Annotated in this window: 24 protein-coding genes and 1 pseudogene; 7 read left to right on the top strand and 18 right to left on the bottom strand. The window is 54.3% G+C overall.

Features of this window, described 5'->3' with window-relative positions; all coding sequences use genetic code 11:
• Window positions 1-54: 54 nt before the first annotated feature.
• The 3 genes from TK06_RS04615 to TK06_RS04625 all read left to right on the top strand — a co-directional run bounded on the left by TK06_RS04615 (window position 55) and on the right by TK06_RS04625 (window position 2,103).
• Window positions 55-486: a MarR family winged helix-turn-helix transcriptional regulator gene (locus TK06_RS04615; protein WP_063321034.1), complete on the top strand. Its 432-nt coding sequence runs from the start codon at window positions 55-57 to the stop codon at window positions 484-486.
• Between the two features lie 31 nt (window positions 487-517).
• Window positions 518-1,234 (top strand): nitroreductase, encoded by a 717-nt coding sequence (locus TK06_RS04620; RefSeq protein ID WP_063321035.1) that lies wholly within the window; start codon window positions 518-520, stop codon window positions 1,232-1,234.
• A gap of 128 nt (window positions 1,235-1,362) precedes the next feature.
• Window positions 1,363-2,103: an NAD(P)-binding domain-containing protein gene (locus TK06_RS04625; RefSeq protein WP_086936763.1), complete on the top strand. Its 741-nt coding sequence runs from the start codon at window positions 1,363-1,365 to the stop codon at window positions 2,101-2,103.
• A gap of 250 nt (window positions 2,104-2,353) precedes the next feature.
• On the opposite strand, the gene TK06_RS04630 is transcribed toward TK06_RS04625, so the two are convergent.
• The 5 genes from TK06_RS04630 to TK06_RS04650 form a co-directional block, all read right to left on the bottom strand.
• Window positions 2,354-2,842, bottom strand: coding sequence for a copper chaperone PCu(A)C (locus TK06_RS04630; protein WP_063321037.1), 489 nt, complete (start codon window positions 2,840-2,842; stop codon window positions 2,354-2,356).
• Complete coding sequence (locus TK06_RS04635) at window positions 2,842-3,444, bottom strand: SCO family protein (protein WP_063321038.1); 603 nt, start codon at window positions 3,442-3,444, stop codon at window positions 2,842-2,844. Before TK06_RS04635 ends, TK06_RS04630 begins: the two co-directional genes overlap by 1 nt.
• 156 nt (window positions 3,445-3,600) lie before the next feature.
• The gene (locus TK06_RS04640; protein ID WP_008071429.1) at window positions 3,601-4,902 is read right to left on the bottom strand and encodes an MFS transporter; all 1,302 of its coding nucleotides are present in this window, start codon (window positions 4,900-4,902) and stop codon (window positions 3,601-3,603) included.
• 1,383 nt (window positions 4,903-6,285) lie between these two features.
• Window positions 6,286-6,996, bottom strand: a complete 711-nt coding sequence (locus TK06_RS04645; protein ID WP_008071430.1) for an SDR family oxidoreductase — start codon at window positions 6,994-6,996, stop codon at window positions 6,286-6,288.
• Window positions 6,997-7,092: 96 nt separating this feature from the next.
• On the bottom strand, window positions 7,093-7,632 hold the full coding sequence (locus tag TK06_RS04650; RefSeq protein WP_008071431.1) for a hypothetical protein: 540 nt from the start codon (window positions 7,630-7,632) through the stop codon (window positions 7,093-7,095).
• A gap of 463 nt (window positions 7,633-8,095) precedes the next feature.
• Between TK06_RS04650 and TK06_RS04655 the strand changes: the two genes are divergently transcribed.
• The gene (locus TK06_RS04655; protein WP_024777169.1) at window positions 8,096-9,133 is read left to right on the top strand and encodes a GlxA family transcriptional regulator; all 1,038 of its coding nucleotides are present in this window, start codon (window positions 8,096-8,098) and stop codon (window positions 9,131-9,133) included.
• A 440-nt stretch (window positions 9,134-9,573) separates the two neighbouring features.
• Here TK06_RS04655 and TK06_RS04660 read toward each other — a convergent pair whose 3' ends face one another.
• The 9 genes from TK06_RS04660 to TK06_RS04700 form a co-directional block, all read right to left on the bottom strand.
• On the bottom strand, window positions 9,574-10,194 hold the full coding sequence (locus tag TK06_RS04660; RefSeq protein WP_063321039.1) for a glutathione S-transferase family protein: 621 nt from the start codon (window positions 10,192-10,194) through the stop codon (window positions 9,574-9,576).
• Window positions 10,195-10,236: 42 nt separating this feature from the next.
• A complete protein-coding gene (locus tag TK06_RS04665) occupies window positions 10,237-10,467 on the bottom strand; it encodes a hypothetical protein (protein WP_008071435.1) in 231 nt (76 codons plus the stop codon).
• Window positions 10,468-10,502: 35 nt separating this feature from the next.
• Entirely contained in the window at window positions 10,503-11,114 is a 612-nt protein-coding gene (locus TK06_RS04670; RefSeq protein WP_008071437.1) for a LysR family transcriptional regulator, read from the bottom strand.
• Between the two features lie 22 nt (window positions 11,115-11,136).
• On the bottom strand, window positions 11,137-11,733 hold the full coding sequence (locus tag TK06_RS04675; protein ID WP_008071439.1) for an SIS domain-containing protein: 597 nt from the start codon (window positions 11,731-11,733) through the stop codon (window positions 11,137-11,139).
• A gap of 78 nt (window positions 11,734-11,811) precedes the next feature.
• Entirely contained in the window at window positions 11,812-13,218 is a 1,407-nt protein-coding gene (locus tag TK06_RS04680) for an aldehyde dehydrogenase family protein (RefSeq protein WP_063321040.1), read from the bottom strand.
• Window positions 13,219-13,320: 102 nt separating this feature from the next.
• Window positions 13,321-14,442: an alkene reductase gene (locus TK06_RS04685; RefSeq protein ID WP_063321041.1), complete on the bottom strand. Its 1,122-nt coding sequence runs from the start codon at window positions 14,440-14,442 to the stop codon at window positions 13,321-13,323.
• A gap of 79 nt (window positions 14,443-14,521) precedes the next feature.
• Window positions 14,522-15,283, bottom strand: a complete 762-nt coding sequence (locus TK06_RS04690; protein ID WP_024777175.1) for an SDR family oxidoreductase — start codon at window positions 15,281-15,283, stop codon at window positions 14,522-14,524.
• A gap of 208 nt (window positions 15,284-15,491) precedes the next feature.
• The gene (locus TK06_RS04695; protein WP_063321042.1) at window positions 15,492-16,373 is read right to left on the bottom strand and encodes an NmrA family NAD(P)-binding protein; all 882 of its coding nucleotides are present in this window, start codon (window positions 16,371-16,373) and stop codon (window positions 15,492-15,494) included.
• A gap of 108 nt (window positions 16,374-16,481) precedes the next feature.
• Window positions 16,482-17,123 (bottom strand): HD domain-containing protein, encoded by a 642-nt coding sequence (locus tag TK06_RS04700; protein ID WP_024777177.1) that lies wholly within the window; start codon window positions 17,121-17,123, stop codon window positions 16,482-16,484.
• Between the two features lie 103 nt (window positions 17,124-17,226).
• Here TK06_RS04700 and TK06_RS04705 point away from each other — a divergent pair, with 103 nt between their 5' ends.
• Window positions 17,227-18,273: a GlxA family transcriptional regulator gene (locus TK06_RS04705; RefSeq protein ID WP_063321043.1), complete on the top strand. Its 1,047-nt coding sequence runs from the start codon at window positions 17,227-17,229 to the stop codon at window positions 18,271-18,273.
• A gap of 81 nt (window positions 18,274-18,354) precedes the next feature.
• Here the strand turns inward: TK06_RS04705 and TK06_RS04710 are convergent, their stop codons facing one another.
• Complete coding sequence (locus TK06_RS04710; RefSeq protein WP_008075252.1) at window positions 18,355-19,188, bottom strand: DUF2182 domain-containing protein; 834 nt, start codon at window positions 19,186-19,188, stop codon at window positions 18,355-18,357.
• Complete coding sequence (locus TK06_RS04715; protein ID WP_008075253.1) at window positions 19,185-19,853, bottom strand: DUF1326 domain-containing protein; 669 nt, start codon at window positions 19,851-19,853, stop codon at window positions 19,185-19,187. Before TK06_RS04715 ends, TK06_RS04710 begins: the two co-directional genes overlap by 4 nt.
• A gap of 102 nt (window positions 19,854-19,955) precedes the next feature.
• On the opposite strand from TK06_RS04715, the gene TK06_RS04720 reads away from it, so the two are divergent.
• Window positions 19,956-20,936 (top strand): GlxA family transcriptional regulator, encoded by a 981-nt coding sequence (locus tag TK06_RS04720; RefSeq protein WP_063321044.1) that lies wholly within the window; start codon window positions 19,956-19,958, stop codon window positions 20,934-20,936.
• A gap of 75 nt (window positions 20,937-21,011) precedes the next feature.
• On the opposite strand, the gene TK06_RS04725 is transcribed toward TK06_RS04720, so the two are convergent.
• Window positions 21,012-21,620, bottom strand: coding sequence for an SCO family protein (locus tag TK06_RS04725; protein ID WP_063321045.1), 609 nt, complete (start codon window positions 21,618-21,620; stop codon window positions 21,012-21,014).
• Between the two features lie 240 nt (window positions 21,621-21,860).
• On the opposite strand from TK06_RS04725, the pseudogene TK06_RS04730 reads away from it, so the two are divergent.
• Window positions 21,861-22,820: pseudogene (locus TK06_RS04730) on the top strand (GlxA family transcriptional regulator).
• A gap of 273 nt (window positions 22,821-23,093) precedes the next feature.
• On the opposite strand, the gene TK06_RS04735 reads toward TK06_RS04730, so the two are convergent.
• Window positions 23,094-23,672 carry a TetR/AcrR family transcriptional regulator gene (locus tag TK06_RS04735; protein WP_008433961.1) on the bottom strand — a complete coding sequence of 193 codons (579 nt, stop codon included), beginning with the start codon at window positions 23,670-23,672 and terminating at the stop codon, window positions 23,094-23,096.
• Between the last annotated feature and the right edge of the window lie 118 nt (window positions 23,673-23,790).

Raw genomic sequence — 23,790 nt, forward strand, 5'->3', positions numbered from 1 at the left:
AGCAGAACTCTCCTTCTAGAATATATAGTGCACTATATAATAGCGAGCTATGAAATGACTTCGAACCGGAAGCGGGTGGGTACCCAGCTGTCTTTTTCACTCTATGCGGCGGCAAATCGGGTGGTGCGATTGCACAAACCTTATCTGGAGCCGTTGGGTCTAACCTTCCCGCAGTACCTGGTCATCTTGGAACTTCTAAACGGCTCGCCACTTACTGTGGGGGCCCTCGGAACCCGGCTTGCGATGGACGCTGGAACCATCACGCCATTGCTGAAAAGGCTTGAGGCTGCCGAGCTCGTCAGCCGCACACGGGATCCTGCCGACGAGCGTCGCGTGATGATCGACCTAACGCCTAATAGCCGCATGTTGGAAGCTGACATTCGGGGAATCACTAGCAAAATTAAGTCAGCTTGCCAGCTTGATGAGCGGGGTATCGATGAGCTTCGGCAAACACTCGATGCGCTCGGTCATCCGGCAACCGACTGAACATTTTTCACATTTGCACAAAGAGGAAATCATGACCATTTCAATGGCTAGATTTGATGCTGATACAGCGATGGATGAAACCCTACAATTTCAAAAGACGGCCCGTACGCGTCGGTCTTTTCGTGGATTTTTAGACACCCCTGTGCCCGATCAGACCATTCAGGAGATGTTGAAGGATGCCCAATGCGCTCCCTCTAACTGCAACACCCAACCCTGGGATGTACACATCGTTCGTGGCCAAAAACTGAAAGAGCTTTCGCAAATTCTCCACGCGAAAAATACTGCTGGCGAATTCACGCCAGACTTTTCGTTCGATATGGATGCTTTTTACGGCATTTATGGGGATCGTAAGAATGCACAAGGCAAAGCCTACTACGAGGCTATGAATGTTATGCGCGAAGACAAGGAGGGGCGCCGGCGCGCGGCAGCCATGAACTTGTCCTTTTTCAATGCCCCCCAAGCGGTTTTTTTATTCATGCCGGTGTTTGGTGACAGTGTTCGAACTGCTGGCGATATTGGCATGTACGGGCAGACCTTCCTACTGTCGCTTGCTGCCCGAGGGTTAGGCGGCATACCACAAACCTCGCTTGGTTTCTATGCAGCTACGATCCGAGAGCAGCTAGGCATTTCTGAAGAAATGAAAATGCTCTTTGGGATGTCATTCGGCTACCCGGATGAGAGCGCTCCAGGCAACCGCATGCATATGGATCGTGTGCCGATTACCAACAGCGTGACCTTTCATTCTTGAAGAGTCGTATTTACTTGAGTCAGGCGACATGCATGCATACCCCAAATCGCGGGGCTTCGCGACACGCTTAATTCATTCGCACACCCAGCCAACCAGTCACTTAAGTATTGGTTGTAGGTAAGGAGGTTATTGAAGTGAAAATCGGAATTATCGGCGCCGGCAATATTGGGGCTACCCTTGCCCGTAAGCTCGCTGCGTGCGGCCATGAAGTTAAACTGGCAAACTCGAAAGACCCTCAGAGCATTCAGAACCTTGCCAATGAAATCGGCGTACACGCGGTGACCAAGGAAGATGCTGTGTCCGAGGTAGACGTTGTGATCCTCTCGATCCCCTTCGCAAAATACCCGGATCTCAAACAGACGTTGAGTCATGTCCCCGAGAAAGTCGTTGTCATCGACACGTCCAATTACTACCCGGGACGCGACGGGGCGATTAAAGAAGTTGACGACGGCAAGCCTGAGAGCGTTTGGGTAAGCGAGCAGATTGGCCGCCCGGTCATTAAGGCATGGAACGCCGTCCTCGCAGCTACCCTTGCTGACAAAGGCCAACCAGCCGGGTCTATAACGCGTATAGCTCTACCTGTAGCTGGGAGGGATATCACCGCTGAGGCAATCGCGCAGGATCTAGTTGAGGATACTGGCTTTATCGCGCTTGCCGCTGGCAACCTTGAAGACTCATGGCGTCAGCAACCTGGTACACCTGCCTACTGTACCGAGTTGACATTGCCGGAGCTGAAGTTGGCGCTGCAAGCGGCAGACAAGGCACGGGCGCCTCAAAACCGCGACGTACTGATCGCCAAGTTTATGGCACCCGGCAGTCAGTTTACACATGAGCAGATTGTTGCCACGAATCGCGCTATGACGGCCTGACTACCGGATTAGGTGGGATCCATATCTAGACTCCCACCTACTTGATGACGTCGGTAAGCTCAGCTGTTTACATAAAAAGGGTGCGGTGCAAACGGGCGCCAAACTCAGCGTCTGGATGAGACCGCGAATCTCCCATTGTTGGCGCAGTAAGGTGTTCAGGTTTTACTTTCTGACAAGTTTTTTGCCGCAGATCCTGGCAATCGTAGCCGAACTGCCAGGATCAAATTTCGTCGAGTGAGAAGGGGAAGGGTTACTTCATGTCGTCGCTGTCAGACGCATTCAGTGCTCGTGCATCGACGTCCAGCTTGACTGACTCCTTCTTGCCGGTAGCGTCTTCCACTGTCAGTGTCAGAGGCACTTTGTCACCTTCCTTCACTTGGGCGGATAACCCTATGAACATCACGTGGTAGCCGCTTGGGTCAAAGACGACGGTTTTGCCAGCAGGTAACGCGACCGAATCAACGGGGTCCATATGCATCACTTCGTTTTGCATGGTCGTTCGATGAATCTGGACCATTTTTGCAGCCGGGGATTGAACGTTAACCAGTTTACTGTCCGTACTGGACGTAACCTTCAAGAATGCTCCGGTTGATTGCTGCCCAGGCACGGTTGCCCGAATCCATGCGTCTTCAATTTTGGTCTGAGCGCTCGCTTGCCAGGCCATTCCCAGCAGAGAAAAAAGAAGCGCGATTTGCCCCAGAGGCTTGATGAGCGATTTTTTGTAGGATTGAGATTTCATTAGCTGACCTTAATGACAGTGAGTAGATCTTCCGCGCATTCCTGTTCCGTGAGCGACTGACTCAACCCAAGACACAGCGTCCCCTTGGAGTCATAGACATAGCTCATTGCGGTGTGAGAAATGGTGTAGGTCTCGCCGAGGGGGACTTTTTCATAGATGACGCCAAATTCTGCAGCTGTTGCCGCCGTGACTTCGAGGCTTCCATACAGTGCCTCAAACGTTGGATCGAAAGTTTTTACATAGGCGTCCAGGACGGCTGGCGTATCGCGCTCCGGATCTAACGTGATAAAGACGACCTTCAGTCGGTCGCCATCAGGACCTAAAAGTTTTTTGATTTTTGCGGCTTTGGACAGTGTGATAGGGCAAACGGCAGGGCATTGGGTAAAGCCAAAAAAAATCATCGCGACCGAGCCCTGATAGCTCGACAGTGTCTTTTGATTGCCTTGCGTGTCGTTCAAGGTGAACGAACGTCCGCGAGTTTGACCTCTCAAATCCCAGCCGTTTTTAAAGGTCGAAGCGAAGCTATTGAAGCTTACAAAAATGCCCAGGCCGAGCACACCCATGCCTGCGATCACGTTGCGGCGAGTTAAAAGCGTATTCATGTGCAGGTGCCTATATGAAGATGAATGTGCTGCCGAATTTCAGTGTGTGTGCTCCTCCCTGAGCTAAGGATTTAACGAAAAGCATCAGAATTCGACACCCTAGCGGTTTGCGCGAACGGAGCCACCAACCGCATGAATTGACCTATCTCGTTTTGCTCAACTCGCAGCTGGGACTGTCGTTGCGATTTTCTTTTCCTGCTGTCTGATCGTCATGATGGCTACCGCAGCGATCAGACAAAGCGCACCGCCTGTGAAGAATGCAGGCAGGTAGCTCAGGAGTGTCACCCGTGACCAACCGGCCCCAAAAGCGGCGGCGGCCGCACCGATTTGATGACCGGCAAAAATCCACCCGAATACAAGTCCTGCGCGCTCCGCACCAAAACGGGAGGCCGCAAGACGCACGGTTGGAGGAACGGTCGCGATCCAGTCGAGGCCATAAAACACAGCGAACAATGAAAGGCCGTAGATCGAGAAGTCAGTGAAAGGCAGCACGATCAATGACAATCCACGAAGGCTGTAATACCAAAACAGCAGGTGGCGGTTGTCGAAGCGATCGGACAGCCAGCCGGACGCGATGGTACCGACAAGATCGAATACACCCATGGCAGCGAGTAAGCCGGCAGCTTTCACCTGCGAAATACCAAAGTCGCCGCACATCGGGATCAAGTGAACTTGCACCAGGCCGTTGGTTGTCGCGCCACAGATGAAGAATGTTCCGAACAGGATCCAGAACACCTTGGTTTTTGCGGCGTCGCGCAGGGCGCCGATTGAGGCGGCGATGATCGACGCGCTGCTTGACGTAGGTACAGTGATCGGATCAGTTCCGACATCTCCGTAGGGCCTCAAGCCCATGTCACTCGGACGATCACGCATTACCAGCAGCACCGCCAATGCAGCAATCACCAACATGACGCACATCAAACCGAGAGCCCAGCGCCATCCCCATTGGTCGGTGATGCTTGCGAGAATCGGCATAAAGATAAGCTGCCCAGTCGCTGTACTGGCGGTGAGAACGCCAACGACGAGACCTCGACGAGCACTGAACCAACGCGACGCGACAGTGGCGCTGAGTGTCAACGCGGTCATGCCAGCGCCGATGCCGACTGCGACGCCCCACAAGACTACCAGTTGCCAGACCTTCGTCATGCCGAGCGAAAGCAATAGGCTGACCACAATGATCGTCAATGCAGTGAGGGTGACATGGCGCAAGCCGTATCTGTTCATCAGTGCGGCGGCGAAAGGAGCCATCAGCCCGAAGAGCACGAAACGGATCGAAAGGGCGGAGGATATCTCCACAGTGTTCCAGCCGAACTCCATCTGCATCGGCACAATGAAGACACCCGGTGCACCTACCGATGCAGCACTGATCAGGGCGGTTAAGAAAGTGACCGCGATCATGGCCCAGCCGTAGTGAATGTTACGACGGGCGAGAACGCTCGAGAGCCATCCGGAAATCATAGGTACTCCTTTTTTGTGGCACTCATCGCCACTACGATTGCAAGAAAGTGAGAGCTGTCGAACGATGAATTCAACAGCTTTTTAGCGGCTCTCGCCTCGCGTACCGTGCGTTTCAAGCTCCAAGGAATCACTCGTCAGTCTTCATTCGACCGAGGTATTCAACATCGCTGAACAACAGGAGAACTAGCGGCCTGCCGGCTCCTAGCCTGCGCCCGATACAGCTACGGACGGGACTGGCTGCTTCTTTTCGCAACCGGGTGATTCCGAGCGAAGTGCTTGCCGCAAAAGGCATCGCTCGCGTTACCTCGGTTTGAACTTCTACCCAGCCTAGTCACTGTCAATGGCGAGCTTGTTATTTAAATTATTATCGTCATATGAAGCGATGTATCACATCGCGTTTGGCCAACCAGAAAGCCTCCTCCGTGAGTATTTGGATCTTTTCCGAACCGACCCGACAGGTCGGTTTCTACGGCTGATTTCCTGGGCTGCCGCTACTGGGGGGGCTGGATACCGGATATCTTGCATCCACCAGTAGGAGCTAGCCGAAACCGACTCTATGTGTTTTTCATAGGTAAGAATTGACTGTTTCTGGATGATTTGTGCCAAATTTTGAGGCGGATCTATTCTGGCCTTGTAGGCATACCGAATCATCACTCCACGCGCGGGCCCCGACTTTCACAGCTGTTCACGTGCCTCTGCCAAGCGTCACCGGTCGTTCTCAAGAAGCACATTCGTCTATGGGGGGGGCTGCGAAGATCGAAACCCATGCGTTACTCAGAAGAAAACCCGGAGTCCAACAGTTCAGCCGGCAGCGTTACAGATCCTCGAACGCTTTTAATCCCCGCTGCACAGCGGGCCTGACGCAGGATTACAAGTTTCTGCCAGCCTTGGTACGGCATCTGGTTGAAGTCGCTCAGGATTACTAAGAGGGCGTTTTCTCGGGTGTGAATGACGTAGTGGAAAGGGGCACCGGCACGCCCGCGTTGTCCGTGCAGGCTTTCATTGAAAAATACCGAGATGTCTATGCGTAACCAGTACGCAAATGCTTAAGCAATCATCAGTAGCAGAGAGTCAATATAGAGGTGCTGCCGGCTAGCCAATCGTTAGGTATCGATCAGTGCAATTGTTCCGCAATAAGGAAGGCGAGTCGGCAGATCACTCGCTTATACGATGCTCAGCTTGAGCCATCGAGTCTCCGAATCACCCAGTACCTCATTCCTCTGATGCTCTTAGGTGACAGGGCCCTTAACGACATTTCTGAAGCATTCACTATCGGCACGTGCAACCAGCACATGGCGCGAGACTGGTTCAAAGTTTTAATGAGCTGAATTTGATCGAAAAGTGCCTGAATCGCGAGCGAGATTCAGTTCATGCGTCCCTCGACTAGAGAATTTCAGGATCGATGTACGCTGGAACCTTGGACGAAAGCGTTTGCTTCAATGCACGAGTACCTTCATCCGCCAGAACCTCACTTTCGCCCGCCTCAAGGGCATCGTAGGCTTGGCGGACTACGTCCATCGGGTTCGCCTTCGGCACGTCGAAACCCTTCGTGAGGTCGGTATCTACGAAGCCAACATGCAAACCGACCACCTGAATGCTTCTTTCTTTAAGATGCACCCTGATGTTGTTGGTATAGCTCCATGCCGCTGCCTTCGATGCTGAATACGGTGCAAGCATTGGCACGCTTCTCCAGGTGACATCGGACAATACATTTATGATACCGCCCGTGCCATTGCTGGGAAGGGAAGCCTGAAACGCACGAGTCGTTCGCATAAGGCCATAAAAATTCGTTTCGAAGATTCGCCGCGTTTGATCATCTGCGCCTTCGGAAAACGGCGACTCGGTGATCTCCGCAATCCCGGCATTGTTCACCAGAAGAGTCACATCGGATGCGATCCTTGCCGCCGCGATGACGGACTCTGGATCGGTGACGTCGAGCTTGACTGGAACGAGGCCGGGCTCCGTGAAGTCTTCGGGGTTGCGGATCCCTGCATAGACCTTTTTAGCACCGCGAGCGAGCGCCTCACGGGAAAATGCCAGGCCGAGTCCGCGACTCGCTCCCGTCACGAACACGACTGAATTCTTGATCTTCATATTCAAAACTCCAGGGGCAGTGCAATAGAAGGATCGAAGGCCCTTGCTCGGGATGTCCAGTGCTGGCCAGCCCGAGCAGCCCGCTCTTGGCTTTCCTTAAGTACCAGGCAGGAAAGGTCGTATTGCAGCGGCAGAGATATCTGGCGGCGTCAGTCGGCGATTCGTCGTTGAGCCGCCGATGTAGCGCTCGGCGATCCTCCAACCGTTTTCGGTCTCGCGAAGTCGATCAAGCATTGGCGAATACATCCAGATCATCGGTAGATAATCGCTCTCGGTCAGCTCACCGTCGCTCATTTTCGGAGCGTCTTCCGGTACTGCGTAGCGCACAAGAAGGTTGTGATATCGGACTGCGATGAGTCCATTTTCTTCTTCATCAACAATGTGACCTGAGCCGCAACGACTGATTCCTGGAACCAGATAAGGATAGATCTCAGTGAGAAAATGGCGGATGTTGGATTCGCCGCTTACTTCACCCTTGAAATGAATGACCTTCGCATCAGCAGTAAATGAACTGATCATTTCCTCGAGATCCCATGTCTCGAACAGCCAATTGACTCGGTTGACGAAATCAACTGCACTCGCTCGCTTATCGGGATCAATCTTGTGCGCAGCAACTACCTTCGGAAAGAAGCGCATCTTTACCTCCTAAACAAATAGTTAGCACTGACACTGCAAAGCGAATGCTCGGTTCGCTCGTTCCGTCTTACCCCGATTGGGTAAGGTTCGTTATAGTGCGCTTGGCTCCCACCCACGCCACAAGCCTCTGCAGCAACCGGCCTGTCCACTTGGCCCACAAGCGACGGTCATAGGGCGAACAGCCCTTCAGGCATCTCCTTAGAGCTATGTCCTCAGATGTTGCATAAATTGGCGAATAGCTGTTGCGACCGCCTCGGGACTTTCGGGTGGTGACAGGTGTCCAGTGCCAAACATTTCCGTTCTCCGCGTCTATCTACGTGCTCACGAATGGCAGGTTCGCCGAGGCAATGCGAGGGGCAGCGAATTTCAGTCTAAGCTGTTCGGACGGAGCACAAGTGACAGATCCAAGACTATTTCTGCCACAAATGTTCACTCTAAGCCCGGACGCACGGGGCCTCCTCCAATGAGAAAATTTACGAAACCAGCCGCTCCGCCTGCGAACATGAGGCAAAAGCGGATTGTCATATTGGGTTTGCCACCGGTGGACGCGCTCGACGTGATCGGCCCAGCGGAAGTATTCGCGTGGGCGAATCAACTGGACCGCGGTGGACTTGCCCCTTACTTGCTCGAACTAGTTAGCTCTGCCGCTGATGTGCACCTCGAGAGCGAAACAGGTATTGCACTCAGAGGGCATAGCACACTCGAGCAAGAGCGGCGTGCGAACAAACCCATTGACACCTTGCTCGTGACAATGGGTTCCAGGTCGTTCGAACAGATCGACCAGGAAGCCATAGAGTGGCTTCGAGCGCGCTCGAAGACTGTGCGGCGCGTGTGCTCTATATGTGTTGGGGCGTTCGCGCTGGCTGCCGCGGGTCTTCTGGACGGCCGCAGGGCGACGACTCATTGGAGCGTGGCACGACGCTTGGCGGAGCGCTATCCCAAGGTACAGGTCGATCCGTCTCCCATTTGGGTGAAAGACGGCAATGTCTACACGTCGGCTGGCATATCGTCCGGAATCGACCTCGCGCTATCGCTGGTAAGTGAAGATCTTGGAAACGACTTCGCCATGGAGATAGCGAAGAATTTGGTTCTGTACTTGCATCGTCCGGGCGGACAGGCGCAGTTTAGCTTCGCGCTTCAGTCACAGCATGCGCACAATTCAAGTCTGAGCGAATTATGCCTCTGGATCAGTGAGCATCTGCATATGGATCTCACAGTCGAGATAATGGCAGCCAGAGTTTCAACCAGCGTCAGAACGTTGATACGAATGTTTCAGCGAGAATTGCAGACCACACCTGCAAAATACGTCGAAAACGTCCGGCTGGAGGCTGTCTGCCGTTCGCTTGCGCTTGGCGAGAAATCGATGCACGACATCAGTCGCCGGAACGGTTACCACAGCGTCGACGTGCTCAGGAGGGTATTTACGCGCCGCTTCGGCTTGAGCCCAATGGAATATTCCCACCATTTCGGCAAAGGCACCGAGCCGACGGAGTCCGGTTGATATTGGCCTCCAGCACCGACAAGCAATACCCCAAACCTACCTTCTGAGGCATGAACCGAGCAGGCTGGAGAAAATCATCGGCCGATATGCTGGGTTCTATGGCGACGTCGATCCGGACGACTTCCGACCGGTCACCCTAAACTTCCACACATTCTGCTTCCGTGAACGACAGCCTCCGTCCAAGCCTATAGTTCCCTCGGAGTCATAGGCATGATTCATCACGCGTTCTGGACTAATGCAGCTTTCTTTTCCTTCTGTCTGACCGTCAATATGCCAATAGCGGCGATCAAGCAAAGTACGCAGCCTGTAAAGAACGCGGGTAGATAGCTCAGCAGTATCTCGCGCAACAATCCTGCTGCGAAAGTCGCGATAGCCTGTCAAATTTAGAGTTTGCACGTGGGCCGAGAATCTGGTTGTCGGAGTGCTCCCCAAGATTGCGACTACGGCTTCTCGAAAGCTCTTATTCCCCGTTGTACGGCAGGTCTAGCATCGACTGCATTGAACCACCGCGATAAGCGAGGCAGCGTTGCCCAGTTCAATTTGTCACGTACTGATGCAGCAATGGTGAACGCTGAGATATCTGCCATGGAGAAATGATCGCCAGCCATGAAGGCGTCGGTAAGAAAACTTTCCGAATAGACCAGTTGCTCGATGACAAGCCGCTCGATCTTTGCAGCTGCATCGTCAAGTCCAGTTTGGCGCAAGAAGAAAGCTGCGTGGCTAGGCGCAATGACGTCAGTCACGAAAAAGAAATACCGATCAAAAACCCGATCACGTTCCGATCCAAGTTGTGCGGGGGCTAGCCGGCCGGGAGCACTAGTGTCGGCGAACTGAATGATTGCGTTTGATTGATTGATGATCCGTGCCGGTACTGATGTGTTATCAACCAGAGTCGGGACTTTTCCAGCGGGATTGAGCGCCAGGTACGCCGGGTCGCGGTGCTCAAGTGCCCGCAGATTCAATAGGCGTGCCGTGTACGGCACACCTGCTTCCTCCAAGGCGATTGCAGCCCTCAGGCTGTTGCCGGTTTGGGCGCCGTACAGCTCTATAACAGCGTTCATCAGACACTCCCTCGCGCGGGATTTGGTTAGGCACGCGCTGCCTCAGGATGCGAGGTCGGGGCGACGGCGATGCCATTCGGTACTCTGCTGAAACACGTGGCCAAGATTCAGTAGCCTGTCCTCGGAAAATTGCGCTCCTACCAGCTGAAACACAATAGGAGTCGTGCTTTCACCCACGCCACAAGACAATGTTACCGATGGTCCGCCAATCATGTTGAACGAGCGAGTAAACGTGTGCAGTGCTGTGATCATCTTGAGATCGACATTGGCCATCCGTTCCTTTTCTGATCTCGTAAGGGCTATGGGGTTTAGGTTTTCTCGTTGAAACATTTCAATAGTTCACTTCGAAGCCAGACCTCGGCCGGATCAGATTCATCTGCGCGGCGCCAAACAAGACAGATAGCAGTTTTTCCGAGTGCGGTTTTCTGTAGTTCAGGCGCTAAATTGGGTGCGTGGCCTACACCCACTGAAATGTCGCCAGACATTAACATCTCAGACATTTGTTCGGCACTTGTATACCGTACGACTAACCCTACACCAGGCATTGCTGACGTGATTCTCTTGGTCAACGTAGAGAGCGGAGCGGGTGCAATGTCAAGATTGACACCGATGTGAAACTCAACAGGGCTGATCATTGGCTTAACGTTGCTCATCGCACTCACTGCAGTACAGACTGAATCCAGAGCTGGGGTAAGCATATGTGCAGCGCGTATTGCCATGGCTGTGGGCTCCATCTTCCGCCCAATGTACTCAAACAAGGGGTCATCAAGCAGTGTGCGTAAGCGCTTCAGCGCTGCATTGACAGCCGGTTGTTTTAGCGACAGCTTCTCCGCGGTACCAGCCATACTCCGCTCTTGAAACAGCGTCTCAAAAATGACTAACAAATTAAAATCGATACCGTACAGATTGCTACGATTCATTGGTTACGGTCGCTTTAAGTTTTTATTCATTGTCCAGCCTGGCCTTATGGCCTAGGTAACCACCATGATGGCGAATACCATAATCGTGGCGCGTGATTCCTTTTTCCTCCATCAGCGTTAGAGTAATAGCGTCACTAATCGCGCTCATGACTGCGATGCTCGCGCTTGGAGTCAAGCCCAAGTAGCAGGGTTCTTCTATAATTCCCATATCGAGAACCAGATCAGCGTTGTCCCTGAGTTCACTTTCTGGATGAGAAGTGATAGCGATAACTTTCCCGGAAGTAAGGTGCCGGCTGAACTTAATCAGTTCAATGACTTCTCGAGTTTTCCCACTGGTAGAAAACGCAAAAATCAGGTCATTTTTCTCGATGACGCCGAGATCACCATGAGCGGCCTCTGCGGGATGAATGTAGACAGCAGGGGTTCCCGTTGAACAAAGCGTCGCCGCGAATTTCTTAGCGATAAACCCCGCTTTGCCGATGCCGGTGATGATCAGTTTTCCCTCACAGGTTTTCATCAGTTCAATGGCTTGGTCGTAACGATCGTCGATTTCAACACTGCTGATAGCCTTGGCTTCTGCAGCCAAAATACCTTTGATTCTATTCAGTCTTTGGCTCATGGCGAGTACCTCGCGCCTATGGAAGTTTTATGCGGTGGGAATCTCGGCCAGAAGCTTGTCTGGCCAAGCATCATGCTTTCAACCGAGTACTGCCCGAGAGCGCCAGACCATCATCTTCTCGACTTGCATTTCCTTCATGGTGTGCGGGATCCCACCTACGCCATGACCGGACAACCGCGCTCCGGCGAACGGCATCCAGTCCACTCGGAACAGTGTGTTCTCATTGATCATGACGGCAGTAGCGTCAAGGTTCTGGTAACACTGCATGGCGGTGTCCAGATCCTGGGTGAACACTGCGGCCTGAAAGGCAAACGGCAGGGCGTTAGCCAGCTTAATTACATCTGCGAGGTCTTCGTAGGCGTACACCGCGATCACCGGTCCGAACACTTCTTTCTGCATCACATTCGAGTTAATCGGCGGATTTAACAACACCGTGGGCGCATAACAGTTGTGACTCAGCGAACTACCGCCTGTGATCAAGCGTGCACCACCGGCAATGGCCTCATCGACCCATTGGCCAACTCGCTCAACTTCTCGTTCGGCGATCAGTGGGCCGACGTCGGTATGGATGCTAGCTGGATCACCGACCATCAAAGCATTACCTATATGGCCTAGACGCACCGCGACCTGTGTGGCGATGCTGCGGTGACAGAAAACTCGCTGCACACTGACGCATGCCTGTCCGGCGTGCCAGAAACCGCCGCGGGCGATACGTGGCAGGGCGTCGTCAAGGTCAGCGTCGGCAGCGACGATCACCGGCGCCACGCCGCCGTGCTCCAAAGCACAACGAGTGCCTGGGGCAAGGGTCGAACGCAACATCCAACCGACGGCAGCGGACCCAATGAAGCTAAAAAAACCTACTCGCGGGTCAGAAACCAACTTGCCGGTAATAGCGTTTTCAGTTGGCAGCACCATTTGAGCCCAGCCTTTTGGCAGGCCAGCTTCAGCCAAAATATCGAGCAGGGTCTGGCAACTGAGCGGAGTGTTGGCTGCGGGTTTTACGATCACTGGCGCGCTGACAGCAATGGCCGGTATCACCTGGTGCACAATCAAATTGAACGGATGGTTGAACGCCGAGACCGCGGCGACTACGCCGATAGGTTCATATTGGGTGAACGCCACACGATTTGCGGAAGTAGCGTTTAAGCCCATGGGGACAACATGACCGGCTTCAGTGCGAAGTACTTCGATGCAGTTGAGGATACCGTCGATGCCGCGCTCTACTTCAGTGATGGAGTCCTTCAACGGTTTGCCGCCTTCGTTGGCGGCCTGGGTCGCAATCTGTACCTTGCGCGTACTGATCAACTCGGCGGCGCGGTGCAGGATTTCTATGCGCTTTGGCTTTGACAGCCACTGGTTACGGTCGCGGAAAATACTATGCGCGACAGCCAGCGCCTGCTCCACATCTGCCAGGGTAGAGACCTCCACTTTGCCAATGACAGTGCCATCGTAAGGGGAGTGTACAGCCAGGGTTTGTTCAGACATTGGGCTCACCTATCCATTAACGCGATACGCAATGCCCCTAGCCAAAGTGAGCAGGTTTCGCCGCCTACTCTGGTCTGGGGGGGCAATCATCCAAGCGGTAACCTATCCCGCGTACGGCGGGTAGTCGATATAGCCTTCGGCTTCGCCCTGATAGTAGGTGTCACGATCCGGCGGCGTCAGCGGCCAGCCATTTTGCAGTCGCGCCACCAGGTCGGGATTGGAGATAAAGGGTTGGCCGAACGCCGGCAAGTCGATCAGATCGGCTTCGACCAATTCGCGGGCACGCTCCAGTGTCATGTTTCCAGCCAGGATCAATGCGGTCGTGTTCAGGCCTTTGCGGCAGCTGCGTAGGAGTGCCTTCAATGCATCCTCGCGGGCTATCGAATTCTCAGCTGCCAGGAAAAAGTGTGTTTGATCCATGACGTGAACGTAGGCAATATTTCGCTCGCCCAGACCCGCGCAGAGGGCCATGTAGGTTTCGTCGATTTCCGGGTAGAGCGGCATGTCCATCAACTGACCGTAAGGCGAAATACGGATGCCCACACGATCTGCGCCGATGCGCTCGCACACAGCGTCCACCACTTCGAAAACAAAACGCAGGCGGTTTTCCAGGTTCTGCGAGCCGTAGTGATCGGTCCGGTCGTTGACCATCGGGTTGATGAACTGCTCGAGCAGATAGCCGTTGGCGCCATGCAGCTCAACACCATCGAAGCCAGCTTCTATGGCATTAGCAGCGGCCTGGGCGAAGTCTTCGACCACGCGGCGTACTTCGTCGGTCGCTAAGGGACGGGGCGTGGATGTCGGCATAAAACCTGGCTCACCATTCTCGGTGTAGGCGTAGGCTGTAGCGCCATTTGCAGCCTTCCCGGTTGCGCTGACAGGGGCGGCACCGTCGATTTGAAGCGAGGTGTGGGAGACGCGACCCACATGCCACAACTGGGCGAAAATCTTGCCGCCGACGCTGTGCACCGAATCAGTGGCGAGTTTCCAGCCAACAATTTGCTCTGGCGTGTAAATGCCTGGGTTGAACAGGTAGCCCTGGCCCTCTCGCGAGATAGGCGTACCTTCGGTAACTATCAAGCCAGCTGTTGCGCGTTGGGTGTAGTACAGCGCCGTTTGTTCAGTGGCGATGTCTTGAAAAGCACGGGAGCGTGTCATCGGGCCCATGACGAAGCGGTTCTTCAGAACCAGGTCGCCCAGTTTGAAATCGTTAAAAAGACTCAAGGTAAAATTTCCCGCGTGGAATGTTGACGTTGGCGCAATCAGCAGGCCATCGATGGCTTGATGGCCTGCCGACCCGAGGTCAAGGTTTCGGAAGTGGATGGTCAATGAACATTTGGTTGAGATAGTTCACGACATCGTGTTCGCCCGGGCCTGCGCTATTGCGCAGTTGGCGGCCAGCATCAACGACGACCTCGGTTGTCGCAGTCTCCAGCAACGCCATCGTTTGCTCGATGAAGGGCTCCAGTTGCAAGGCGCGTTCGTCACCGCTTTTATAAACGAGGTCGGTATCAACCCAAGGTGGCGCAATTTCCAGGACGTGCACGCTGGTGTTGCGCAACGCGAAGCGTTGGGAAAGCGAATAAGAGTGGATGGCGGCTTTGGTCGCGGAATAGAGCGCGAACATTGCCATCGGAATAAAAGCAGCCGTGGAGCTATTGTTGATGATGTACGCCAGTGGTTGGCGTTTCAGGTGTTCGATGAACGCGCCACTGATACGTACCGGTGCCAGCAGGTTCGTGTCTACCAGGTAAGTGGATTGTGCATCGTCGAGCGGGCCCGTTACATCGTCGAACGGCATGATGCCGGCGTTATTGATGACGACATTCAATTCCGGGTACTTATGGATGAGATCTGCCGCGACGCTGGCGATCTCCGCCGGGTTACTCACGTCGATTTCTACCGAATCTATACCAGGGTTGGCTTGGGTGATTTCATCCAGCAGTGCCTTGCGGCGGCCGCCGATAATTACCTTGTTTCCTTTACTGTGAAAGGCCTCGGCAAGCCCGCGTCCAATGCCAGAAGTTGCTCCTGTAATAAATATAGTATTGCCACTGATTTTCATTGCAGGTACCTCTGTGGAGAGTTGTGGTTAGGGATTTTTTCGTCGAAAAAACCTTAATGAAAATGTTTACGCTTACCTGATTTAGTTTGGCCGCAGGAAGTGAAATACAGCCGGCAGCCAGTCAGATGACGCCTGCACCCAGTCAATCCAAGAGTTAAAAATGGAGCATGCGAAGACAACAAACACCCAACGCATGCGCCAAAAAAAATCACGACTCAAATGCTTTTTTATTAGCACGAACGAAGTCGCTAACTGTTTGTGGAGGCTGACCCGTCACCTCGCCAATCACTCCATCTTCACCAGCAAAAATTCCGTTCTGGTAGTCGATAGCAACGGCAAGGAAATGCTGGATCAAAAAGTCCGGCAGATTGTAGGTCTCCAAGTGCTTGCTATATTCTTCGATGGTCGATGGGCTGTAGGTGATAGTTCGGCCTACAACGCTGCTGATCTCATCGGCAATTTCTTCGTGGTCCAGTTCGACCGGGCCATAAAGTGGGTAGGTCTTTCCGATATGACCAGAAGGCTGCGTGAGAACGGTGGCGATAAATCGAGCTTGATCTTCAGCGGCAATCGGCGCGTGTCTTCCACCACCATATGGCAGCGTGATCTTGTCTTCTTTAACGATCTGATCAAGGACCCACGGGAAGATCAGCCATTCAGCAAAGAACGTCGGGCGGATATGGACGGTCGGCACACCAGACCAGTCGAAAATGCGCTCGGCAATCCAATGGTCGCGGGCCGCGTGGCTCAACGAGTCTTCACGAGCAGAAATCTGCGACATTTCCACGACGACCTCGACGCCCGCTCGTTTAGCAGCATCTGCAAAGTAGGCAGTCGCCTGGATGTAGCCTGGCCGAACGGGGTAACACAAATAAGCACCTGTGATCCCATCCATCGCCCGGATGATGTCGTCATGCTCCAAGAGATCGCCAACAAATATTTCGGCGCCCTCATTCTTTAGTGCTTCGCTACGTTCGTCTTCTTTGTGAACGAAAGCTCGTACCGCGTGCCCTCCGTTGAGGAGATAACGAATGGTATACACGCCTGTTTTCCCGGTGGCCCCGGTGACGAGATACTTACGTTGCTGCATGATAAATTCTCCGGTGTTGGTGATCGCACGTTGCTCGGCGGAGGACACTGCGTCAGGTCTTATCAAGACTGAAGTGTCGTAGAGCGTTCTGCTGCGCAACGTCGTTTGTCAGCTGTCGAAGGGGGCGTTATCAATCAGGTCGCACACGTTCGGGCAATCGAAACCATGGATGTGGCGACGTCCGACGTCAGCGAGCCCGGTGCCGATGGCAGTAAAAGGTTTTTTCCGGGCGACTTCGGCAACTGCCTCGGTAAAGGCGGCCTTCATCCCGATACGAGGGTAGAGTGCGAGGGCATCTTCGATCAGCGAAGGCGTGATCTGCTCAATGTTCAGCCCCATAACGTCGACATGGGCGCCGAGGTAAATGAGGGCAATCTCCGGCTGTTTGCGGTCGGCGATGCCAGCACTCGAGTGAAGCGCGATTGCATCCCACACGAGTTCAGTTTTCGACTTCGAATAACCGTTCTCAAGCAGGAAGCGGCTAGCGGCATCTGCGCCGTCGACTTCAAAGCGTTGGTCGGCAGAGAATTCGTTTGTCAGTCCCAGATCGTGTAAAAGCGCGGCGAGGTAAACCGTCTCGCGGTCGTATTTCAGACCACGTTGTTGGCCCAGGAATTCGGCAAACCACCATGTCCGGTGCACGTGGTGCAAAAGCGCCTTTGAGTGGACGCGCTCGACGAGGGCAGACGCTTTACGGGCGAGTTCAGAGTCTGGAGCACTGAAGCCACCGATGATGATTGGTGTACTCATGATTGCTTCCTCAGCGTTGAATCGGGTTGAAGTTCAGTCTAGGTATTTTTGCTTGGCGTAATTGACTATTTTCGGTCTTTTTGTGCCAATATGCTTATCTCGTATGTGTGGGGAGATAGCCGTGAGCAAGTCAACGAAAGCAAGCCATCCGCTTATCAGTGCCAAGCAAAAGCGAGTGGTGATTTTGGGGTTGCCTCCAGTGGACTCGCTCGATGTGACCGGCCCAGCTGAGGTGTTTGCCTTTGCTAATCGGTTGCATCGCGGTGACACCGCACCCTATCTACTCGAGCTGGTCGCTGCAGGCGCCAACGAGCACCTGGAGAGCAGCACGGGCATCGCGCTGATGGCACACAAGACGCTTGACCAAGAACGTAGTGACAACGAAGCAATTGACACGTTGATCGTGACGTCGGGCTGGAAAGCTCAGGAGCAGGTGGACGAGTCCGCTATCAATTGGATAAGAACAAAGTCCGAGAGTGTTCGGCGGGTGTGTTCGATCTGTGTCGGGGCGTTCGCTCTGGCTGAGACAGGACTTTTGGACGGTCGCAGGGCAACGACTCATTGGCGTATGGCGCGAAGCCTGGCCGATAGCTACCCCCAGGTGCAGGTCGATCCTAATCCGATCTGGGTCAAGGACGGCAACGTCTACACGTCAGCCGGTATTTCCGCCGGCATCGATCTTGCGCTTGCGTTGGTCAGCGAAGATTTGGGCGATGAAGTGGCTATGGAGATCGCGAAAAATCTTGTCCTCTTTCTGCGGCGTCCTGGCGGGCAGGCGCAGTTCAGCGTTGCTCTTCAATCACAGCATGTTCCTGGTTCCAATCTGGATGAGTTGTGCCTGTGGATTGCGGAACACCTGCACTCGGACCTGACAGTAGAAATACTCGCGGACAAGTTCTCCACCAGCGTCAGGACGTTAATCCGCTTGTTCCAACGAGAGTTGCAGACCACGCCGGCGAAGTATGTCGAGGACGTACGAATAGAAGCTGCCTGTCGCTCGATTGAACTGGGTGGACGGTCTATGGAAGAGGTCGCGCGGCGGAGTGGCTACCACAGCGTGGATGTCCTGAGAAAAGCCTTCGTGCGGCGGATTGGCGTGAGCCCGAAGGAGTATGCACAACGCTTCTCGCCCAATGGCGAGATGGCGTAGTTCGCTGCGATGGGCAAAAGACTAGGGCGGCGGCATAAAATGCCGCCGTCCCCATTACGGAAAACGAATTCACTCCGTAAGTCAGTGCACATGCGGCTTGCAAATGGTGCCTGTCATAGGGTTTTTCAGAAACGGAACTGTGTCGGGTGACAGCGCCATCCAAATCCCCATGGCTCCGAGGAACACGGCGATTGGAATCGCGAGCTTATGCCCACTGGGCAGTACCTTTTCAGCGAACATCAACAGGGTCAGCAATGCCATCCAGATAGGACTCATGACGCCGACAGCGAACATCACCGCCATCATTGCCCAGCAGCAGCCCACACAGACCATGCCGTGTCGCGCGCCCATCAGAACAGCCCCGAAATCGCCCCCTCGCCAATATTGAGCGAAAAAAGACAGCGGCGAACGGCATCCCGTAAGGCAAACATTTTTCAAGGCCGAGACCTGGAAGATTCCCGCGATAATCAAAACAGCGCCAGCCCAATAGGGACCAGCGCTGTACCACGCAAGAAACTCGAGGTTGAGGGCACGAATCGCATAGTCCAGCAGATAGGCCGCCAAACCGTAGCCGATCCAGGCGACGCCATAGCCCGCTATAAAGCAAGCCATGCGCCGCGTTCGTGCAAGTGATTTTCCTCCGCGGGACTTCAGCATGGCGGCAAACGCCGCAATGTAGTTGAGTTCTGACGGCAGCATCATTGCCGTCAACATGACAACCCAACCAATAAGGTAGGCGGGTAAGCCGTGTAGCGGGGTTCCTGGCCCCTCATCCATGTCACCCATGACCACCAGCATTTCGAACCAGGCGGCGAGGCTGAGCGCAACGACAACTATCGTCCAGCCTAAGCCCGCTTGACCCCGCCCGAGCGCAGAAGCTGCGGATCGTGAAGCGGAGAGGACCGATTTCATCATGGTGCGTCCGGTCCGTGCCAGTCGAAGGGGATATGCTTACTCGCTTGGCCGGCCGGGATGTTTTGATCGAACCCAAATGCCTTCCAACGGCCCGCAACGCTTTTGCCCCAAGTCACGGGCGCGTCGGTGGGACCGACTTCGCTGCCGGGTGGATTGAAGCTCTGCAGCAGTTTGGTCGGATCGGAGGTCGGCCCCTTCATGGCCTGGCCACTCGCTTCGACCTTGTCATCGACGGTCACCCGCCAGTGTTCGAGCGTGCTCTCGATGTCGACTGAAATCTTCGCAAACTCGACACCCCTGAGCTCACGCACGTGCGTTGGTACGAACTGTGTCATCCAGCCGCCGGCCTGGCCGGTGAAAATTGCCGCCAAGGCCGCTCGCTGTGCATCGTCGGCGGCAGAGTCGAGGAATACGCCTGCATCCAGCCAAGCGCCGTCCCAAAGGTTGCCGGTGAAGTTTGCGAGCAGGACCACTTTCAGGCCTGCCATGGGTGTCGGACCGTAGTGACCCTCATTGATTCGGTACGCCCACAGCACTTCGCAATGATTGCCTGTGGGAGGTTGAGCGAACGTGCATGGGCACGGTGAGTTGCACGAACAGACGTCCAGCCATTCACCTGCAATTCGCCACTCTGGAGTTGCGACTGTTGCTACTTCGTTTGTCATCTCCTACCCCTTTCGTTTGGTGGTGAAACTTTTGACATGATGATTCGCAGGCGTGATAGTGTCTCGTGGCGATATCGACATAAACAGGGTGAATACCGACACATGACCAGACCTCTCACAATTGAAATCGGCATCGTCCTTTTTCCTGGCGTACAGCTTGCGGCCGTGCACGGTTTGATTGATCTATTCGGGGTTGCGGATCGCTTTGCGGCGCAGCACTACAAAGAGGAGGGCGTTTTCCTGCAGGTCAGCCAATGGCAGGTTGAGGGACCCAGTGGCACACCTGTCAGAGTCGGGGAGAAGGCGGGGGAGGCCGGCGGCTCTCCTACAGTGCTATTGATGCCACCTCGCTTGGGTACGCAAGTCTCGTCGCAGGAAGCTGCACCGTTTGTTGACTGGCTCCTCGGCCATCATCGCGCGGGCACAACGTTGTGTTCTGTCTGCGGAGGGGCTTTCCTGTTGGCTGAAACCGGTCTGCTGGCGGGGCGATCGGTCACCACGCACTGGGACCATGCCGACTTGTTTCGGCGAAGGTTTCCCGATGCGCATCTTGATATCGACCGCCTTGTCATTGATGACGGCGACATCATCAGTGCAGGGGGGCTGATGGCGTGGATTGATCTCGGCTTGAAGTTGGTCGACCGTTTTCTAGGGCCGGTCATCATGGCGGAAACCGCACATTATTTGCTGGTAGATCCGCCCGGCCGAGAGCAGCGCTACTACAGTGCTTTTTCTCCAAACCTGACTCATGGCGACGCCCCGGTTCTGAAAGTCCAGCATTGGCTACAGGCGACGGGTGCGAAAGATACGGCCCTTGCGTCGCTGGTTCTGCGCTCCGGCTTGGAAGAAAGAACGTTTTTGCGGCGTTTTCGCAAGGCCACGGGCTTCACCGCCATCGATTATTGCCAGAGGCTGCGAGTTGGCCGTGCCCGTGAGATGCTGCAATTCAGTACATTGCCGATCGAGGCTATTGCGTGGGAAGTTGGTTACAGCGACCCCGGCGCGTTCCGCAAAATTTTCATCAGGGTTACTGGGTTGACCCCGGGCGAATACAGGCAGCGGTTTAGCGTCAATCGAATCTAACTTGAGCTCAATGCCTTAGACCTAAGTGCTCGGTCGTTATGTCATTCATCAATTTCGAAGGGAGCGCACTGGAGATCATTCGCAGATCTCCATAAGGTTCAGCAAATCTTCCGCGCACTCTTGCGCAGAAAGCGATTGAGACAGGCCGAGGCGCAGCGTCCCCCTATAGTCATAAACATAGCTCGTGGTTGAGTGAGACAGTGTGTACGTCGATCCGCTGGGAATTTTCTCGTAGGCCACATTGAACTCTTTCGCGGTGGCGGCCGTTTCCTTCGGCGTGCCGTAAAGGGCAACAAATGACGGATCAAAGGATTTGACGTAGGCATCCAATATCGCTGGGGTATCCCGTTCGGGGTCTAAGGTGACAAATATGACCTGAAAACGCTCGCCGTCTTTGCCCATCATTTTTTTGATTTCTACCGCGCGAGCCAAGGCAGTGGGGACGATCGAAGGGGATTTGGTAAAGCCAAATATCACCATTGGCATCATGCCGCGAAAGCTTGAGAGCGACGTCTCATAGCCGTCGGTATCCGTTAACTTGAATGTGCGCCCAAGTATCTGATCACTCAGATCCTTGCCGTACTTGTACAGCGGCCTACCTCCAGAATCGCAGCCGGCCAGTAGGCTGAGACTCAATACTCCTAAGCCTGCAATAACCTTGCGGCGACTTACCAAAACACTCATTCGTCTAGGCTCGTTCGGTCACTGGTACGGTGTCGAAAAATGCCGCTCACTCGAATTTTGCTCCTTGAAAATGAAGTTGCCAGATGTTTAACGTGTCTTTCAGTTTGGCAATATTAACTATTTACAATGATTTGTGCCAATATGCGCCCATGACAAAGGCGGGAGCGGGCCGTGAAGAAAAAGACCAGTGCAACTCATCCAACTGTAGGTCGGACGCAAAAACGAGTGGTGATTTTGGCCATGCCGCCCATAGATGCGCTCGACGTGGTTGGACCCGCAGATGTGTTCGCCTTTGCGAATAGTCTGTACGACAGGGAGGCTGCCCCCTACGTACTTGAGTTGGTTTGTTCGGATGCTAATGAACATCTAGAGAACAGCACCGGCTTCAAACTCACAGCGCACAGGACGCTTGCGCAAGAGCGCCTCGAAAACAAAGCAATCGACACGTTGATCGTGGCTGCGGGCTGGGAAGTAATGGGTCAGCTTGATGAGGCGGCTATCACTTGGATTGGCTCGTAGTCCGAGACGGTGAGGCGCCTGTGTTCGATAAGTGTAGGTGCGTTCGCACTTGCCGAGGCAGGAGTCCTGGAGGGGCGTAAGGCCACGACGCATTGGCAGATGACGCGCGCGCTGGCTGAGCGCTATCCAAATGTGCAGGTTGATCCAGATCTGATCTGGGTCAAAGACGGTAATGTGTACACGTCGGCTGGCACATCCGCCGGGATCGATCTTGCGCTGGCATTGGTCAGCGAAGATTTAGGCGATGACGTCGCTTTGGACATTGCGAAAAACCTGCTCCTGTTCTTGCGGCGTCCTGGTGGACAGGCGCAGTTCAGTGTCACCAGTCGGTCGCAGGATGTACCCGGTACGAATCTGGGTGAGCTATGCCAGTGGATCAGGGAAAATCTAAATTCGGAACTGTCAGTCGAAGCACTGGCCGGCAGGCTTTCCACAAGCATCAGGACGTTATTACGCATGTTCCAGCAAGAGCTGCAAACTTCGCCGGCAAAGTACGTCGAGGACGTTAGGGTGGAAGCAGCCTGTAGAGAACTTGAGCTTGGAGGGCAGTCGATATCAGAAGTCGCGCGTCGCTGTGGTTACCATAGCGTGGATGTCCTAAGGAATGCATTTGTGCGACGTCTTGGGGTTAGCCCTGCGGAATACGCACAACGCTTCTCCCGAAATGGCGAGTTGACCTAAGCGTTGTAAATAGTCAGAGCTTTAGGGGCTTGTATCTCTACCAGTTTCCCATTGTCGTTTATGCCAATGGACTCAGCGTCGTCATTGGATTGTTCGGCAGTGCAGTCCAGCAGGTGATACTGCAATCCAGCCCACCCAAGTAGTTGCCGAGCCATCTAACTTAATCTGCCGCTAGTCGATCAGACGCCCTCGTTTCAGAGGTGTTTCGCGAGAATCTTCGATCAGGGCTGAGGATGGTTTTAGTTTGTCCCCGTATGAAAAATTTGAATGGCGCTACGCAGCCCGTTCTTTTGGTGCGGGAGCAGTAGGCCAAGCACTGATCACCGACTGCAGAAACTGCTCGGATAACTCAGGCTTGTTCAACGCCCTGGCAATCAGCATGGCCCCTGCGATCGATGACAGGATGCGCAGCGATTCCAGATACTTCTCGTCATGGCTTTCCCCATCGACCAACGCCATCAACGTTTCGATCAAGCGTTCGACGCCTTTGGTGAAGGAAACACTGACGGTCCCACCCGTGCGGGCCACGTCGGCGCCCAGCGCGGGGATAGGGCAGCCCTCGGTCCAGTTATCAAGATGCGCTTGCGTCAAGTAACCCTTGATCAGTTCGGGAATGGATTTGGCGTTTTGCCAGTCCTGGATATTGGACTCGAACGTCCGACTGACGGCCTCTGAGGCTAGTTGTTCCTTGCCGCCCGGAAACTGTCCGTAGAAGCCGCCATGGGTCAGGCCCACGGAGCGCGACAGTTCACCAATGCCGATGCCATCGATGCCCTTTTCCCGATACAGCCGGGACGCAGCCGTGAGGATCGCTTCTTTGTTCGCGGCGGCCTGGTCTTTTGTGACTTTCATGAGACTGCTCCTGTAGCCCAGTCGGTTGCACTTGGGAAAAGCATCGCTGAGAGGCTGGTATTTATTATGGGCGTCATATAAGGTCGTTGCAATGGCTTTGCCCGAATCGACGCAAGTC

Source organism: Pseudomonas fluorescens, assembly GCF_001623525.1.
Classification (GTDB): Bacteria; Pseudomonadota; Gammaproteobacteria; order Pseudomonadales; family Pseudomonadaceae; genus Aquipseudomonas; species Aquipseudomonas fluorescens_Q.

Coding starts and splice junctions, on each gene's coding strand:
- TK06_RS04660 (WP_063321039.1), bottom strand. CDS start 10,194: ATGAACGCTGTTATAGAGCTGTACGGCGCCCAAACCGGCAACAGCCTG.
- TK06_RS04655 (WP_024777169.1), top strand. CDS start 8,096: ATGAGAAAATTTACGAAACCAGCCGCTCCGCCTGCGAACATGAGGCAA.
- TK06_RS04640 (WP_008071429.1), bottom strand. CDS start 4,902: ATGATTTCCGGATGGCTCTCGAGCGTTCTCGCCCGTCGTAACATTCAC.
- TK06_RS04615 (WP_063321034.1), top strand. CDS start 55: ATGACTTCGAACCGGAAGCGGGTGGGTACCCAGCTGTCTTTTTCACTC.
- TK06_RS04650 (WP_008071431.1), bottom strand. CDS start 7,632: ATGCGCTTCTTTCCGAAGGTAGTTGCTGCGCACAAGATTGATCCCGAT.
- TK06_RS04700 (WP_024777177.1), bottom strand. CDS start 17,123: ATGAGTACACCAATCATCATCGGTGGCTTCAGTGCTCCAGACTCTGAA.
- TK06_RS04675 (WP_008071439.1), bottom strand. CDS start 11,733: ATGAGCCAAAGACTGAATAGAATCAAAGGTATTTTGGCTGCAGAAGCC.
- TK06_RS04725 (WP_063321045.1), bottom strand. CDS start 21,620: ATGAGTGTTTTGGTAAGTCGCCGCAAGGTTATTGCAGGCTTAGGAGTA.
- TK06_RS04720 (WP_063321044.1), top strand. CDS start 19,956: ATGACCAGACCTCTCACAATTGAAATCGGCATCGTCCTTTTTCCTGGC.
- TK06_RS04715 (WP_008075253.1), bottom strand. CDS start 19,853: ATGACAAACGAAGTAGCAACAGTCGCAACTCCAGAGTGGCGAATTGCA.
- TK06_RS04705 (WP_063321043.1), top strand. CDS start 17,227: ATGTGTGGGGAGATAGCCGTGAGCAAGTCAACGAAAGCAAGCCATCCG.
- TK06_RS04695 (WP_063321042.1), bottom strand. CDS start 16,373: ATGCAGCAACGTAAGTATCTCGTCACCGGGGCCACCGGGAAAACAGGC.
- TK06_RS04690 (WP_024777175.1), bottom strand. CDS start 15,283: ATGAAAATCAGTGGCAATACTATATTTATTACAGGAGCAACTTCTGGC.
- TK06_RS04670 (WP_008071437.1), bottom strand. CDS start 11,114: ATGAATCGTAGCAATCTGTACGGTATCGATTTTAATTTGTTAGTCATT.
- TK06_RS04630 (WP_063321037.1), bottom strand. CDS start 2,842: ATGAAATCTCAATCCTACAAAAAATCGCTCATCAAGCCTCTGGGGCAA.
- TK06_RS04635 (WP_063321038.1), bottom strand. CDS start 3,444: ATGAATACGCTTTTAACTCGCCGCAACGTGATCGCAGGCATGGGTGTG.
- TK06_RS04665 (WP_008071435.1), bottom strand. CDS start 10,467: ATGGCCAATGTCGATCTCAAGATGATCACAGCACTGCACACGTTTACT.
- TK06_RS04620 (WP_063321035.1), top strand. CDS start 518: ATGACCATTTCAATGGCTAGATTTGATGCTGATACAGCGATGGATGAA.
- TK06_RS04735 (WP_008433961.1), bottom strand. CDS start 23,672: ATGAAAGTCACAAAAGACCAGGCCGCCGCGAACAAAGAAGCGATCCTC.
- TK06_RS04680 (WP_063321040.1), bottom strand. CDS start 13,218: ATGTCTGAACAAACCCTGGCTGTACACTCCCCTTACGATGGCACTGTC.
- TK06_RS04710 (WP_008075252.1), bottom strand. CDS start 19,188: ATGATGAAATCGGTCCTCTCCGCTTCACGATCCGCAGCTTCTGCGCTC.
- TK06_RS04645 (WP_008071430.1), bottom strand. CDS start 6,996: ATGAAGATCAAGAATTCAGTCGTGTTCGTGACGGGAGCGAGTCGCGGA.